A 14,582-nucleotide genomic window follows, 5' to 3' on the forward strand; every position below is an offset into this window, starting at 1 on the left:
CGGCCCTCAACATCGCCTCGCGCGGCGTCGAGGGCTGGGCGGCAGTCAATCCGCCATACGTGGCCTGACCTCGCAGCCAGCGGGGAAGAGATCCGCAAGCCCGCCCATTCATGGGCGGGTAGTTGACTAGAGGCTGTTCATGGCGGCGCGCACCTCGGCCAGGGTGGTGTCGGCCACCGCCCGGGCCCGCTCGTTGCCTTCCCGCAGAACCGTGCGGAGGTAGGCGCGGTCGCGGGCGTACTCGGCACGGCGGGCCCGGATCGGGGCCAGGTACTCGTTGACCGCCTCGGTCACCACCTTCTTCAGCGCCGCGGAGCCCGCCGCGCCGATGCTGTGGGCGACCTGCGAGGGAGTGCGGTCCAGGCAGAGGGCGGCCAGCAGGAGCAGCGACGACACCTCAGGACGGCCGACCGGGTCGTACCCGATGTGCCGGTCGGTGTCGGTCTTGGCCCGTTTGATCAGCCGGGCGGTCTCGTCGGCGCCGGCGGCCAGTGTGATGGCGTTGCCGCGGCTCTTGCTCATCTTGGTGCCGTCGGTGCCGAGCAGCAGCGGCGCCTTCGACAGCAGGGCCTCGGGCTCGGGGAAGACGCCGGCGCCGTACCGGTCGTTGAAGCGGCGGGCGATGGTCCGGGTGAGTTCCAGGTGCGGCAGCTGGTCCTGACCGACCGGCACCAGGTCGGCCTTGCAGAAGAGGATGTCGGCGGCCTGGTGCACGGGGTAGGTGAACATGAGCCCGCTGACCGCGGACTGCCGGGAGTGGGCGATCTCGTCCTTGACCGTGGGGTTGCGGCTGAGTTCGGCGACCGAGACGAGACTCAGGAAGGGCAGCAGCAGCTGGTTGAGGGCGGGGACGGCGCTGTGCGTGAAGATCGTGGCGCGGGCCGGGTCGACCCCGGCGGCCAGGTAGTCGAGCACGAGTTCCTCGACGTGGCCGGTGAGGTCGTCGGCCACGTCCCGGTCGGTCAGGACCTGGTAGTCGGCGATGACGACGTACAGTTCCACGCCGATGTCCTGGAGGCGCACCCGGTTCTGGAGGGTGCCGAAGTAGTGGCCCAGGTGCAGGCGCCCGGTGGGCCGGTCACCGGTCAGGATCCGGTGCCGGGTGGGGTCGGTGATGGTGTCCATGGGTGTCTCCTCGGTGTGGGGTGGTGGCTGCCGAGGACGACCGACCCCATCTCCGGGACACGAAGAAGGTACGAAAAAGGGCCGTTCGTCCGAACGGCCCGGTCATGACGAAGAGGTGCCGCTCCTAGGGGGAGCGCCACCAGCTCAGGCATGAGGAAAGATGCACGGCCCCAGCATAGCCGGGGCCGTGCGGCGGAGGTCAATTCAGGAAGGACCTGATCTGGGTGAGGGTGATCGTGTCGGTCAGGAAACCGATGTGGGTCTGGCAGGCCACGTAGTTGTTGGTGGCGCCGCTCAGGACGGTGCTGGTGTAGGGGATGATGATGCCGTCGCACGGGGAGTACCAGGTCCCGTAGGTGGTGCTGCCCGGGGTCTCGTCGCCGGAGCTGAGCGTGTTGACGAACGACGAACCGGGATACATCTGCTGGCAGGTGACGTAGATCAGGCAGGCGCCGGCGTAGGTGGTGCCGTGGTTGGCGCCGGCGATCGACGCGAGCTTCCGGACGTACTGGGCGCCGCCCAACTGCTTGACGTACCACAGGCTGACCAGGCCGCCCATCGAGTGGTTGACGATGTCGACCTTGGACGCTCCGGTGCGTGCCCGGACCTGGCTGACGTAGCTGGCCAGGCCCTGGGCGTTGGTGATGTTGTTGCCGTAGGAGTTGTACTCGTACGTGAACAGTTCGCTGCTGGAGTAGCCGCCGGCGCGGAACACCGAGATCGCGGTGGTCCAGTTGGACGCGCTGCCGGTGTAGCCGTGCACGAAGACCACCGGCGTGCCCGGGGCGGCGGCCGCGGGCAGGGCCGGGCTCAGCGCGAGCGCGGCCACCACGGCGGTGACGAGGACGAGAAGACGGCGCATGAGACCTCCGGGGGAAGTTCAGGGGGGTCTCTGCATCCTTTGTGCAATAAGTTCGTCACACATCCGTGAAATCGCCGGTGGTCCATGACGAGGTCAGCCGCCGCTGTTGGCCGCCTCGATCGACTTCTTCAGGGCCGGCGCGATCGGCCCGCTGAGTTCGGTCAGCTCGTGGATCCGCCGCTTGTGGGCACGCCGGGTCCGGCGGTCGAGAACCAGGCCGAGGTCACCCGCCGCGATGATCGCCACCAGTACCGCGTCGGCCGCCTCCACCCGGCCGATCGGCTTCTTCAGCGCGCTGCCGACCCGGCCGAGAAGCTCCTTGCGAACCCGGGGATCACGGAGGGTCACCCTGGTCGCCGGGAACATCCCGAGGATCCGGTACGGCTGAAGGCGCGCCCACCCGCCGTCGCCGAGCTGCTGCCGGACCGCCTTGGTGGCGGCGCCCTGGCGGCGGCCGACCCAGTGCTGCCATTTGCGCGGCTTGGCGGCGGCGATCTCGGCGCGAACCGTCTCCAGGAAGGGGTCGTCGCTGGGGCGGTGCCCTCCGGTGACGACGGCGCGGCCGTTCTCGTCGGTCAGGTGGCCGCTGCCGTACAGGTCGGCGAGGGCCGCGGCGCGCAGCATGGCGCCGAGCTGGGTGGTGAACCAGATCCGGCCCTTGTCGGGGTCGTAGGCCAGCAGGTAGACGCACTGGGGAAGACTTCCGGGCACTGCCATGTCACTCCTCTTCCGGCTCGAAGGACTCGGACGGCTCAGGCGGCTCGGGCGGCTCGGACGGCTCGGACGGCTCGGGTGTGGCGGCCGGCCGGCCGGGCCCCCGCATCCGGCCGACGCCACCGGGAAGGCGGCCGGCGTCGGCGAGGGCCTTGCGCAGCAGGTACTCGATCTGCGCGTTGGTGCTGCGCAGCTCGTCCGCGGCCCAGCGGGCGAGCGCGTCGTGCACCGCGGGATCGAGCCGCAGCAGCAGCTTCTTGCGTTCGGTGGCCATCCGACTAGGAGTAGAGCGTTCCCGCGTTGACCACGGGCTGCGCGTCCCGGTCGCCGCACAGGACCACCAGCAGGTTGCTGACCATGGCGGCCTTGCGCTCCTCGTCGAGGTCGACGACGTCGTGCTCGGCGAGGCGGAGCAGGGCCATCTCCACCATGCCCACGGCGCCCTCGACGATCCGGGCCCGGGCCGCGACGATGGCGTTCGCCTGCTGCCGGCGGAGCATGGCGTGGGCGATCTCGGGCGAGTAGGCCAGGCGGGTCAGCCGGGACTCGATGATCGTCACGCCGGCGGCCGCCACCCGGACCCCGATCTCCTCGGACAGTCGCGCGGTGATCTCGTCGGCGTTGTCCCGCAGCGACATCGTGGTGGTGTCGTGGGAGTCGTAGGAGTAGCTGTTGGCGATGTGCCGCACCGCGGTCTCGGTCTGGATGGCGACGAACTCGATGAAGTCGTCGACCTCGAAGACGGCGCGGGCGGTGTCCTGCACCTGCCAGACGACGACGGCGGCGATCTCGATCGGGTTGCCGTCGGCGTCGTTGACCTTGAGGACGTCGGTCTCGTGGTTGCGGATCCGGGTGGAGATCTTGTGCCGGGCGGTGAGCGGGTTGACCCAGCGAAGCCCGTCGTTACGCAGCGTTCCGGTGTATCGCCCGAGCAGTTGCAGGACGCGGGCCTCGCCGGGGGCGACCGGGGTGAGACCGATCAGGGTGATCAGGGCGCCGAGCCCGAGCAGGACGCCGAGGATGCCGACGGCGGCGCCGACCGCGTCGGAATCCTGGCTCACGCCGACGCCGAAGACCACGACGCTGAGGATCAGCACCACCAGGGCGATGGTGAGGACGGGCCAGCCGGAGACATCGCGGGCGGCGCGCTCGCGGACCTGCGGGGCGGGCAGGTCGAGGTGGTCGGTCATGTGAGGCTCCTTCCCCAAGTTCGATGTCTCAACAGTAGCAATGTGATATCACTTTTTCCAACCCCTTCCGGTACGGGCGAGGCGGGTAATGCGGCGACCGTGTGGACGATCCACCACCGCATGCGATGGCTCAGCGCCCAAGATCGCACGGTCCAGCGGCCGAGCGGGATCGGCGGCAGGTGGGTGAGGCAACGCCCGCGCCGGCCCGCCCGGGCACCGATCTGCGCCCGGCGGGCGCGGCACAGGCGGGACCACCCGCGCAGCACGCGCGGCCCGGACGGGACGGCCCCATCAAGGCGGGGCGACGTTCCGCGTACCGGAAAGGGGTGGAAGGGCTCTAACCGGCCGGAAGGGTGAGGGAGGCGAGGACCGCGCGATGGTCGGAGCCGCGCACGGTGTGCACCTCGACGTCGCGCACCCCGATCCGTTCGTCGGCCAGCACGTGATCGATGGTCACCAGCCCGCGGGATCCGTCGAAGGACGGCCAGGTGGCGGTCAGGCCCTCCCCCACGGCGTCGGCCGCATCGCGGTAGCCGGTGTCGATCAGGTCACGCAGCTCCGCGTGGTCGAGGGTGGCGTTGAAGTCGCCGAGCAGGACGGGAAGCGGGCCGTCCGTCCCGGCGTGGGGCTGTTCCCGCAGGTCGGCGCTCCATCGGGGGTACATCTCCGGGCCGACCGGAGCCAGCGGATGCACCGACTCGACGTGGACGGCGGCGGCGCCGGATGGCTGGATCGTGGCGTACGCCTGCTGGAAGCCGCCGTCGTTGCGGCGGGTCGCCGGGGCGAGCATCGGGTGGCGGGAGTAGAGGCCGGAGCCGCCCGCGTCGTACGCCGGGGACAGCTGCTGATAGGGCAGCAGCTCCCCGATGCCGGCCGCTTTCAGGGCCGCCTCACCGTCGGGGGTGAACTCCTGGACGGCGAGCACGGCCACGTCGTTGTCGCGGACCAGCTGGACGACCTGCGCCGGGTCGGCCTCGCCGTAGAGGGTGTTGAGCGTGAGCACCCGCAGCGCGACCCCCTCGGACGGGCCCCTGTCGAGGTCCGGCAGGGCACGGGGCAGCACGCAGGCGCCCATGCCGGCGGCGACCAGCCCGGCCACCGCGGCGGCCCGCCACCGTTTGGCGGCCAGGGCGGCGAGCAGCGGGATCAGGGTGGCCGCGGCGACGTACGGGGTGGCGGCGAACAGGGTGATCAGCGGACCGCGTTCGAGCCCGAAGGCCCGGCCCACCAGCCAGAGGGCACCGGGCGTCAGGAGCAGCCAGACCACCACGGACAGAACGGTCCGGCCGCGGCTCGGGCGTTTCCCGGGCGGCGCATCGGTGACGGTCATGGCGCGAAACTACCGAGCCCGCCTTACAGGATCCTGTGACAGCGGCCGACGTCACACCGCGCGTTGCCCATGGGGGCCAATTCGGCACCGGGGTTCAGCGTCCCGGCGACCCTGCCGAAGGGGTCCTCGGGAGAGGATCGGAGGAGCGGCATGGCTCTGCTCCGGACGGTGCTGTTCGCGCTGGCGTACGCCGTGGCCACGCTCGCCGGCCGCCAGACCGTCATGGACGACACCAACCTGAGCATGGTGTGGCCCGCGGCCGGCGTGATGGTGTTGTGGCTCAGCGCGCAACGGCACTCGCGCACTCTCGTGGTGGACGTCGCCGCGCTGGTCGCGGTCACGGTGGCGGTCAATCTGTCCACCGGCGCGACCGGCCGCTTCGTGGTGGTCGCCGTGATCGCCAATCTCTGCCAGGTCGCGCTCACGCTGTGGCTGCTGCGCCGATGGCAGCCGGCGCAGTGGCGCGCGGACGGCCGGCTGGACCTGATCCGGCTCCGTGACCTGTGGATCCTGCTGGGCGCCACGATCGCCGGCACCGCCCTGGGCGCCGTCGTGGGCGCCGCGGGGATGTGGCTGATCAACGGGAACGTCTCGGTGGGCAGCGGTGCGGTGTGGCTGATCCGCAATCTCGCCGGTGTGCTGCTGATCGTTCCGGTGGGGCTGCGGTTGCGCCGCCTTCCGGGCCGGGCGCCGTGGTGGCGGACCGTCCCGTGGTGGCGCACCGGGGAGGCCGCGGCTCTGATCACCGGCTCGGTGCTGGCGTACTGGTTCACGTTCGTCGTGCTGAACGGCCTGCCGGTGGCCTTCGTCCTGATCGCGATCACGATCTGGGCCGGGCTGCGGATGCCGACCAGTTTCGTGGCCGTGCACGGTCTGCTGGCCGGCGCCGTCGCCGTGGCGTTCACGCTCGCCGGGCCCGGGCCGTTCGCCAGCATCCCCGACCACGCCTCCCGGGCGCTGGTGGCACAGCTGTTCGTCAGCATGATCGCGGTGATCGGCCTGGTCCTCGCGCTGGGCCGGGACGAACGGCAGGCGCTGCTGCGGCAGCTCACCGACGACAAGGCGGACCTGGCCCGGCAGAAGGACCAGGCCCAGCGGCACGGCCAGCTGCTGAGCGCGATCATCGACTCGATGACCGAGGGCGTCACGGTGATCGAGGCCGACGGCCGGGTGGTGCTGCGCAACGCGGCCCTGGCCCGGCTGCTGGGTGGCCGGATCAGCCCGGACCACCGGGTCGCCAGCACCTCCTTCTACGGGCTGTACCACCTCGACGGCCGGCCGCTGGCCGACCACGAGACGGTGAACGCGCGCGTGCTGGCCGGCGAGGAACGGGCCTGGACCGAGATGCTGCTGCGGAACCCGGAGGTGCCGGAGGGCCGGATCCTGACCGCCACCGGCACCCGGCTGCTCGACGAGCAGGGCGCTCCGCTCGCCGTCGTGGTGGTGCACGACGCGACCGCCGAACGTCGGCACCGGGACGAGCTCACCGCGTTCGCCGGGGTGGTCGCCCACGATCTCCAGAACCCTCTGATGGCGATGCGCGCCTGGACCGAGGCGGCCGCCGACGCGCTCCAGGACGTGCCGCCGCACCCGATGGTCAGCGAGGCGGAGAGCAGCCTGCTGCGCGCGCAGCGGGCCGGCGCCCGGATGCGGGCCCTGATCGACGATCTGCTCGCCTACGCCACGGCCCGCGACGCCACCGTCCGGCCGGTCGCACTGGACCTGGAACGCCTGGTCACCGACATCGCCTCGGCGCGGGTCGATGCCGCGAGCGCCGCCGGCGGCCTGGTGCCGCGCTTCACGATCAACACCCCACACCAGGTGTACGGGGACCCGCCCCTGATCCGGCAGTTGCTGGACAACCTGATCGGCAACGCGATCAAGTACACGGCCGGGGACGTCGTACCGGCCGTCACCGTCACGTCGGCCGTGGCGGGCGACCGGATCGCGGTGACGGTAACCGACAACGGCGTCGGCATCCCGGCCGGCCAGCACGAGGCGATCTTCGGCAACTTCCACCGGGCGCACACCGGTTCCGCGTTCGCCGGCACCGGCCTCGGGCTGAGCATCTGCCAGCGGATCGTCCAGCGGCACGGCGGTGTGATCAGCGCGGCCGACGAGCCCGGTGGCGGTTCCCGGTTCACCTTCACGCTGCCGCCGGTACCGCCGGAAAGCGTCCCGCTTCACCCGGCCGACACCGGGCACGGGCTGCCCGGCCGCCCGCATTCACCCGATCCATACCCCTGACGCGTCCGGCGGTCCGTCAGTCTCCTGCGTCCGACCACACGGCGCGAGAGGGACACCGATGCCGGAGAACGACGCGAACACCGCCCTGGCCGCCCTGCGCGGCTGGTGGCAACGGATCACGGACGGCGAGACCGTCTCCGGCCCCGAGCTCGACACGGTGATCAGCCGGGGACGGGCCGCCCTCGAGGCGGACACCGGCGGTGAGGCGCACCGGCTGCTCGCGATCGCCCTCCACGAGCGGTGGAACCGCGACCGCACGAGTTTCGACGACGCCGGGCGGGCCATCGCCCTCTGGCAGCACGTCCTCGACCGCACACCGGAGGACCCGGCCGCCGCCTACCTCTGCGGCACGCTCGTCACCCTGATGGCCGAGCGCACCCGCGACCGAGCCGACTTCGCCCGGGCCGTGCACCTCGCGGACATCGCCACCCGGACCCTCGACGACGCCGCCGCCTGGCACCTGTCCGGCCGGGCCCACCTGGTGCGGGCCTTCTCCGGCGGGCAGCACGACGGTCTCGCCGTGGCTCTCGACCGGTTCGCCGAGGCCATGCGGCGCGACCCCGGCGATCAACTGCGCTGCGAGATCGCCCGCGAGCAGTTGCGGGCCGCCTTCGCCCGGTACGGTCGCGACGAACTCGGCCGCGACGAGTTCCACGGCTACGTCGACCTCGGGTACGCCGTCCTCGACGCCCCCGGCGACGCCGCCCCGGGCGATCAGGCGCTGCTGGCCGGAACGCTGGCCATGGTGGAGATCGGCATCGCCGTGCCGGAGGGCCGCGCCCACGACTTCGCCCGGGTCCGTGCCCTGGTCTCCCGGTACCGCGACGTGGACCTGCCCGACCCGCACCTGCGCGCCGAACTGGCCGCGGCCCAGGCGATCCTGGACAGCATCGCCGGGACCACCGGCGACCTCGACCGCGGCGTCGGCCCGCTCACCCGTCTCGCCGGGAGCGACCGCTTCCCCGAGGCGAATCGCGCCGTGATAGCCGACACGCTCGCCGTCCTGCGCGGCAACCGGGCCGTTCAGGAGGGCGATCTGGCCGCGTTCGAGAGCGCCCTGACCGCGTTCGAGGACTCGTCCGATCCGGCTCTGCAGGGCTTGGCCGCGGTTCTCTCCGCGCGCCGCGAGGCGCTGCGGCTGATCGAGGAGGGTGACGAACTGGAGGCGGCCGCCGTGATGCACGCCGCCCGCGAGGCGCTGCCCGCCGGCGATCCCACCATCGACCTGCTGCGCGACCTTCTCGGCGGCGCCGTCACCGGGGACGACGCCGGCACCCCGTTCACGGCGGCCGCCCGTTCCGTCACGCTCACCGCGGCGGTGCGCGCCGCCGCCCTCAGCGATGACACGGCCGCCCTGGGCCGGCTCGCCGCGGAGGCCGGCGAACTGCTGGGCCGCATCCCGGACGACTACCCGATGCTCAAGATCCCGGCTTGCCAGGCCGCGGGCGCCGCCGAGGAGGAGGTGGCCCGCCGCGACCCGGCCCGCGGCGCGGCCGCGGGGGGGGGGGGGGCCCCCCCCCCCCCCCCCCCCCCGCCCCCGGGGGCGCCCCATCCGCTCTGGCCACAGCTGACCGTGGCGCACGGCCGGAGCCTGCGTCTCGGTGCCCGCCCCGACCGGGCCGGCAGCCGGAAGCTGGGCCGGTCCGCCCTGGTCGCCTTCACCTGGCAGGCGCTGATCCAGGCGGACACCGGCCGCGCCCTCGAATGGGCGGGCACCGCGGCCCGACACGTGCGGACCGTCGCCGCCTGGTGTGCCGAGGACGCCGCCGCCGACGACCTGGTGGCGGTCCTCGACGCCGGCCGGGGCCTGGCCCTGCACGCCGCCACGGCGTCCCGCTCGATGCCCGAGCGGCTGATCGCCGCCGGCCACCCGGATCTCGCCACCGCCTGGCGGGAGACGAGCGGCAGCGGTGACTCACCCGACGACAATCTGCGGGTACGCGCGATGCACGCCCTCACCGCGGACTCCGATGTGTTCGCCACCCCGGATCCGGCCGCGATCCGGGAGTCCCTGACGGCGGTCGGCGCGGACGCGCTGGTCTACCTGGTCGCGGCCGACGGCGACCGGCCCGGCCTGGCGGTGATCGTGCCGGTGGCCGGCCCGGTCCGCGTGCTGCCGCTGCCGGATCTGGCCGCCGGGCGGGCCGTCGGTGAATGGGTCGAGTCCGGCCGGGACCTGGTGCCGGAGGACGGCGACGGGGAGTCGTTCGAGGACGTCTGCCGCTGGGCGTGGACGGCGTGCATGGAGCCGCTCACCGCGTTCACCGACCGGTGGCGGCTGGACCGGCCCGCCCGGCTGGTGCTGGTCCCGACCGGCGCGCTGACCCTGGTGCCGTGGCACGCCGCCCGGTACGACGACGACACCGGCCGGCACTACGCGATCGAGCGGCTGGTCGTCTCGTACAGCGTCTCGGCCCGGATGTTCCGGGCCACCGCCGGGATGCCGCTGCGGTCCCCGGAGTCGGCGCTGATCGTCGGTGACCCGCGCGGCGACCTGCGATTCGCCGCCCAAGAGGCGCGCGACGTGCACCGCGACTTCCATCCCGGCGGCACGCTGCTGGGCGACGCCACCCGCGACGACGTGCTCGACTGGATCGCCAAGCCGGGCCGCGGCCCGTCGCTGCTGCACCTGGCCTGCCACGGCCACGTCGACCAGGACCGTCCGGCGGAGGCGAGCCTGGCCCTGGCCGACGGCGACCTGCCGGTGCTGGAGTTGCTCGCCCGGGCCCGGTCGGCCGGGCTGGACCTGGACCGGGTGGTGCTGTCCGCCTGTTCCACCGGGGCGGTCGGCTCGCTGCACGACGAGGCGGTCAGTCTGGCGACGGCGTTCCTGGCCGGCGGCGCGCACACCGTCTTCGGCTCCCTGTGGCCGGTGCCGGACGCCGGCACGGCACGACTGATGTACGACCTGCACCGCCACCTGTCGGCGGGCGGCCACCCGCCGGCGGACGCGCTGCGGCTGGCCCAGCTCACCGCGCTGGCCGGCGACGACGACGATCACGGGTGGGCGGCCTTCGTGCATCTCGGCCGGTGACGCACCCGGATCGCTCCCGGGCGGGAGGGCCGGCGACACCCGGCGAGCGCAACCGTGAACGGCATGACCGCTCCATCGCCCGCCGTCGACCTCACCGCTCTCGGTGTCGTGCCGAGCTTCACCGACGCGTTCGGTGTCGAGCGGACACCGGCCGAGCCGACCCGCCGGGCCCTCGCCGAGCGGTTCCAGCGCACAAGCCTGCTGGCGGCGGAGCCGCTGGTGGCCACCCCGGGCCGGCACCATCCGGCCCTGTACGGCACGCTGCGCCACGAGGACGGCACGACGACCCGGGTCGCCGGCACCGTGGACCGGCCCGGCTACCACACGCTGACCGCCGACGACGGCACGGTACGCCAGGTGCTCGCCGCCGACGAGTACCTGCCGCAGCCGCCGCGGACCGCCGGCCTGGCCGTGCAGCTGTACGCCGCCCGCACCCGCGACTCGTGGGGCATCGGCGACTTCCGGGACCTGGCCTACCTCGCCCGGTCGGTGGCGGCGCACGGGGCGGGCGTGCTGCTGGTCAGCCCGGTGCACGCGATGGCCCCGGTCCGGCCGGCGCCGAACTCGCCGTACAGTCCGGCCAGCCGGCAGTGGCTGAACGTGCTGCACATCGCCCCCGGTGACGCCCCGGGCGCGGAGCGGGCCGACCTGTCCGGCCTGGCCGAACAGGGCCGGGCCCTGAACGCCGTCCGGCGCATCGACCGGGACGCGGTGTCCCGGATCAAGCTGGCGGCCCTGGAGCGGATCTGGGCGGTGGTCCGCGAGGACGAGCCGGCCGAGTTCCGGGACTGGGCGGCCGGCCACGGCGACGACCTGCGCGCGTTCGCGACGTGGACGGTGCTGGCCGAGACCCACGGCGGCGACTGGCGCGGGTGGCCCGAGGAGTACGCGCACCCGCTCGCCCCGGCGGTGGCCGCGTTCGCCGGCCGGCACGCCGACCGGGTGCGTTTCCACATGTGGTGCCAGTGGGTCGCGGACCGGCAGCTCGCGGTGGCCTGCCGCAGCGGGGCGACGATCTGCCTGGACGCCGCGGTCGGTTTCGACTTCGGTTCGGCGGACGCCTGGCTGCACCAGGATCTGCTGGCCCTGGACTTCGAGGTGGGCTGCCCGGCCGACCCGTGGAACCGGGAGGGCCAGCGCTGGGGTCTGCCGCCGTTCGACCCGCACGCTCTCACGGCGGCCGGGTTCGCGCCGCTGCGCGATCTGGTCCGGTCGGCGCTGCGGCACGCCGGCGCGCTGCGCGTCGACCACGTCATGCAGCTGTGGCGGCTGTTCTGGGTGCCGGCCGGCGGCCGGGTCGCCGACGGCGCCTACGTGCGCTACCCGGTGGACGCGCTGCTCGCGGTGATTCGCATCGAGGCGTGCCGGGCCGGCGCGTGGATCGTCGGTGAGGATATCGGCACGGTCGCCGAGGGCGTCCGGGAGACGATGGCGGCGATCGGCATGCTCGGCTACCGCACCGAGACCGGTGACCGCTGCGCGTGGAACCCGGAGAACACGGTCGGCGCGGCCGGCACCCACGACCAGGCCACCATCGCCGGCATCCTGACCCGCTCCGACCAGCGGGACATGGCCGGCATCGGCAAGGAGTTCGACGCCGCCGACATCGAACGCACCCGTGACGAGCTGCGGCGGGAGGCCGGCATCGAGCCGGCGGCGCCGGTCGGCCCGGACCGGATCCGTACGGCGGTGCTGGCCCAGTACCGGCGGCTGGCGTCCTGCCCGTCCCGGATCGCGCTGGCCACCCTGGACGACGCCGCCGGGGTCGCCGAGCGGCCCAACATGCCGGGCACCGTCGACGAGTACCCGAACTGGCGGATCGCCCTGCCCGCCCCGGTCGAGGATCTGCTGGCCGCCCCACTGGCCCGCGATCTGCTCGCCGAGCTGGCCGGGAGGTGAGAACCCGCCGTCGAGGGGGTAGACGGGCCTCCAACGAAGAGGAGGCTCGTCATGGACGATCGGATCGCCGATCCGTGGGGGCCACGGACCCCGTACGGCCCGGGTGAGACGTGGCCGGTCCGCGTGGACACGCACCTGGCGGACGGCCTGACCGAGGCGGACGTCGACAGCTGGCACCAGAGCGCGTCGATCCTGCATTCCAACGGCGACGCCATGGACATCGCGGTCAAGGACGGGCGGATCGCCGGGGTCCGCGGCCGTGCCGTGGACCGGGTCAACCACGGCCGGCTCGACCCCAAGGACGTGTACGGCTGGCAGGCCAACAACAGCCGCGACCGGCTGACCCGCCCCCTGGTACGGGAGAACGGCCGGCTCACCGAAACCGGCTGGGACACCGCGATGGGCCGGATCGTCGAGAGGTCCCGCCGGCTGCTCGACGGCCCCGGCGGGTGGGGGCATTTCGGCTTCTACACCAGCGGCCAGCTGTTCCTGGAGGAGTACTACACGCTCGGCGTGATCGGCAAGGCCGGCATCGGCACCCCGCACATGGACGGCAACACCCGGCTGTGCACGGCCACCGCCGCGGCGTCGCTGAAGGCGAGCTTCGGCACCGACGGGCAGCCCGGTTCGTACACCGATGTGGATTCCTGTGACGCGATCGCGCTGTGGGGGCACAACGTCGCCGAGACGCAGACCGTCCTGTGGGCGCGGATGCTGGACCGCCGCCGCGGGCCCCGGCCTCCGGCGATGCTGGCCGTCGATCCGCGGACCACGCCGGTGGCCCGGGAGGCCGACGTGCACCTGGCGATCCGGGGCGGCACCAATCTGGCCCTGGTCAACGGCCTGCTGCGGGAGATCATCCGGCGCGGCTGGCACGACGCGGACTACGTCGCCGCGCACACCGTCGGCTTCGACGACCTGTGCCGGGTGGTCGACGGCTACTCCCCCGCCCGGGTGGCCGAGATCTGTGACGTGCGGGCGGCCGACGTGGAACGGGCCGCCGAGCTGCTGGGCACCTCGCAGCGGCTGCTGTCGACCGTACTCCAGGGGTTCTATCAGTCGAATCAGGCGACCGCCGCCGCGTGCGCCGTGAACAACCTGCACCTGATCCGCGGCATGCTGGGCCGGCCGGGCGCCGGGATCTACCAGATGAACGGCCAGCCCACCGCGCAGAACGCCCGGGAGACCGGCGCCGACGGCGACCTGCCGGGCCTGCGCAACTGGGACAACGAGCAGCACATCCGGCAGCTCGCCGAGCTGTGGAACGTGGACCCGCACACCATCCCGCACTGGGCGCCGCCGACGCACGCCATGCAGATCTTCCGGTACGCCGAGCAGGGGTCGATCAAACTGCTGTGGATCACCGCGACCAATCCCGCGGTGTCCCTGCCCGACCTGGCCCGGATCCGGCGGATCCTGGCGAACCCGGAGCTGTTCGTGGTGGTGCAGGACCTCTTCCGCACCGAGACCGCCGAACTGGCCGACGTGGTGCTGCCGGCCGCCACCTGGGGCGAGAAGCTCGGCACGTTCACCAATGTGGACCGCACCGTGCACCTGTCCGAGAAGGCCGTCGACCCGCCCGGCGAGGCCCGCTCCGACCTGGACATCCTGCTCGACTACGCGCGGCGGATGGACTTCCGGGACCGCGACGGCGCCCCGCTGATCCCCTGGCGGGGGCCGGAGGACGTGTTCGAGGCGTGGAAGGCGTGTTCGGCGGGGCGGCCGTGCGACTACACCGGCATCACCTACGACCGGTTGCGCGGCGGCAGCGGCATCCAGTGGCCCTGCGACGCCGACCACCCGGACGGGACCGAGCGCCTCTACACCGACGGGGTGTTCCACACCGATCCGGACTACTGCGAGACGTACGGGCACGACCTGCTGACCGGGGCCGCGTACTCCGCCGACGAGTACCGCGCGAAGGAGCCGGGCGGCCGCGCCTTCCTGCACGCCGCCGGCTACCAGCCGTCCCCGGAGGTGGTCAGCGACGAGTACCCGCTGGTGCTGGCCACCGGGCGGACCGTCTACCAATTCCATACGCGTACCAAGACCGCCCGGGTCCCGGAGCTGAACGCCGCGGCGCCGGACGTCTGGGCCGAGCTGAACGCCGGCGACGCGGCCCGGCGCGGCCGCACCCACCGCCCTCGCGTCGGGTTCGCCCCGCCCCCCCGGGGCAGCCAC

The 14,582-nt window shown here is 73.1% G+C and carries 10 protein-coding genes; 4 read left to right on the top strand and 6 right to left on the bottom strand.

Translation table 11 applies throughout. The annotated features are described in order from the left end of the window. Positions 1 to 126 precede the first annotated feature (126 nt). The 6 genes from trpS to J5X75_RS27630 form a co-directional block, all read right to left on the bottom strand. On the bottom strand, positions 127 to 1,125 hold the full coding sequence (trpS, locus tag J5X75_RS27605) for a tryptophan--tRNA ligase (protein WP_208470430.1): 999 nt from the start codon (positions 1,123 to 1,125) through the stop codon (positions 127 to 129). Positions 1,126 to 1,324: 199 nt separating this feature from the next. Then, complete coding sequence (locus J5X75_RS27610) at positions 1,325 to 1,987, bottom strand: esterase/lipase family protein (protein ID WP_208470431.1); 663 nt, start codon at positions 1,985 to 1,987, stop codon at positions 1,325 to 1,327. Between the two features lie 93 nt (positions 1,988 to 2,080). Continuing rightward, positions 2,081 to 2,704, bottom strand: coding sequence for a GOLPH3/VPS74 family protein (locus J5X75_RS27615; RefSeq protein WP_208470432.1), 624 nt, complete (start codon positions 2,702 to 2,704; stop codon positions 2,081 to 2,083). Position 2,705: 1 nt separating this feature from the next. Continuing rightward, a complete protein-coding gene (locus J5X75_RS27620) occupies positions 2,706 to 2,975 on the bottom strand; it encodes a type II toxin-antitoxin system antitoxin (protein WP_238489538.1) in 270 nt (89 codons plus the stop codon). A gap of 4 nt (positions 2,976 to 2,979) precedes the next feature. Further along, a complete protein-coding gene (locus J5X75_RS27625; protein WP_208470433.1) occupies positions 2,980 to 3,891 on the bottom strand; it encodes an SPFH domain-containing protein in 912 nt (303 codons plus the stop codon). A gap of 337 nt (positions 3,892 to 4,228) precedes the next feature. After that, positions 4,229 to 5,221 carry an endonuclease/exonuclease/phosphatase family protein gene (locus J5X75_RS27630; protein ID WP_208470434.1) on the bottom strand — a complete coding sequence of 331 codons (993 nt, stop codon included), beginning with the start codon at positions 5,219 to 5,221 and terminating at the stop codon, positions 4,229 to 4,231. 150 nt (positions 5,222 to 5,371) lie between these two features. Between J5X75_RS27630 and J5X75_RS27635 the strand changes: the two genes are divergently transcribed. From J5X75_RS27635 to J5X75_RS27650, 4 genes are all read left to right on the top strand, one after another. Next, the gene (locus J5X75_RS27635; RefSeq protein WP_208470435.1) at positions 5,372 to 7,468 is read left to right on the top strand and encodes a sensor histidine kinase; all 2,097 of its coding nucleotides are present in this window, start codon (positions 5,372 to 5,374) and stop codon (positions 7,466 to 7,468) included. 58 nt (positions 7,469 to 7,526) lie between these two features. Then, positions 7,527 to 10,502 carry a CHAT domain-containing protein gene (locus J5X75_RS27640; RefSeq protein WP_208470436.1) on the top strand — a complete coding sequence of 992 codons (2,976 nt, stop codon included), beginning with the start codon at positions 7,527 to 7,529 and terminating at the stop codon, positions 10,500 to 10,502. Between the two features lie 63 nt (positions 10,503 to 10,565). Then, entirely contained in the window at positions 10,566 to 12,401 is a 1,836-nt protein-coding gene (malQ, locus tag J5X75_RS27645) for a 4-alpha-glucanotransferase (RefSeq protein WP_208470437.1), read from the top strand. Positions 12,402 to 12,452: 51 nt separating this feature from the next. Beyond that, positions 12,453 to 14,582, top strand: a 2,130-nt coding sequence (locus J5X75_RS27650; RefSeq protein ID WP_208470438.1) for a molybdopterin-dependent oxidoreductase, incomplete at its 3' end; no start/stop codon positions are given.

The sequence above is a fragment of the Actinoplanes flavus genome (genome assembly GCF_017592555.1).
Classification (GTDB): domain Bacteria; phylum Actinomycetota; class Actinomycetes; order Mycobacteriales; family Micromonosporaceae; genus Actinoplanes; species Actinoplanes flavus.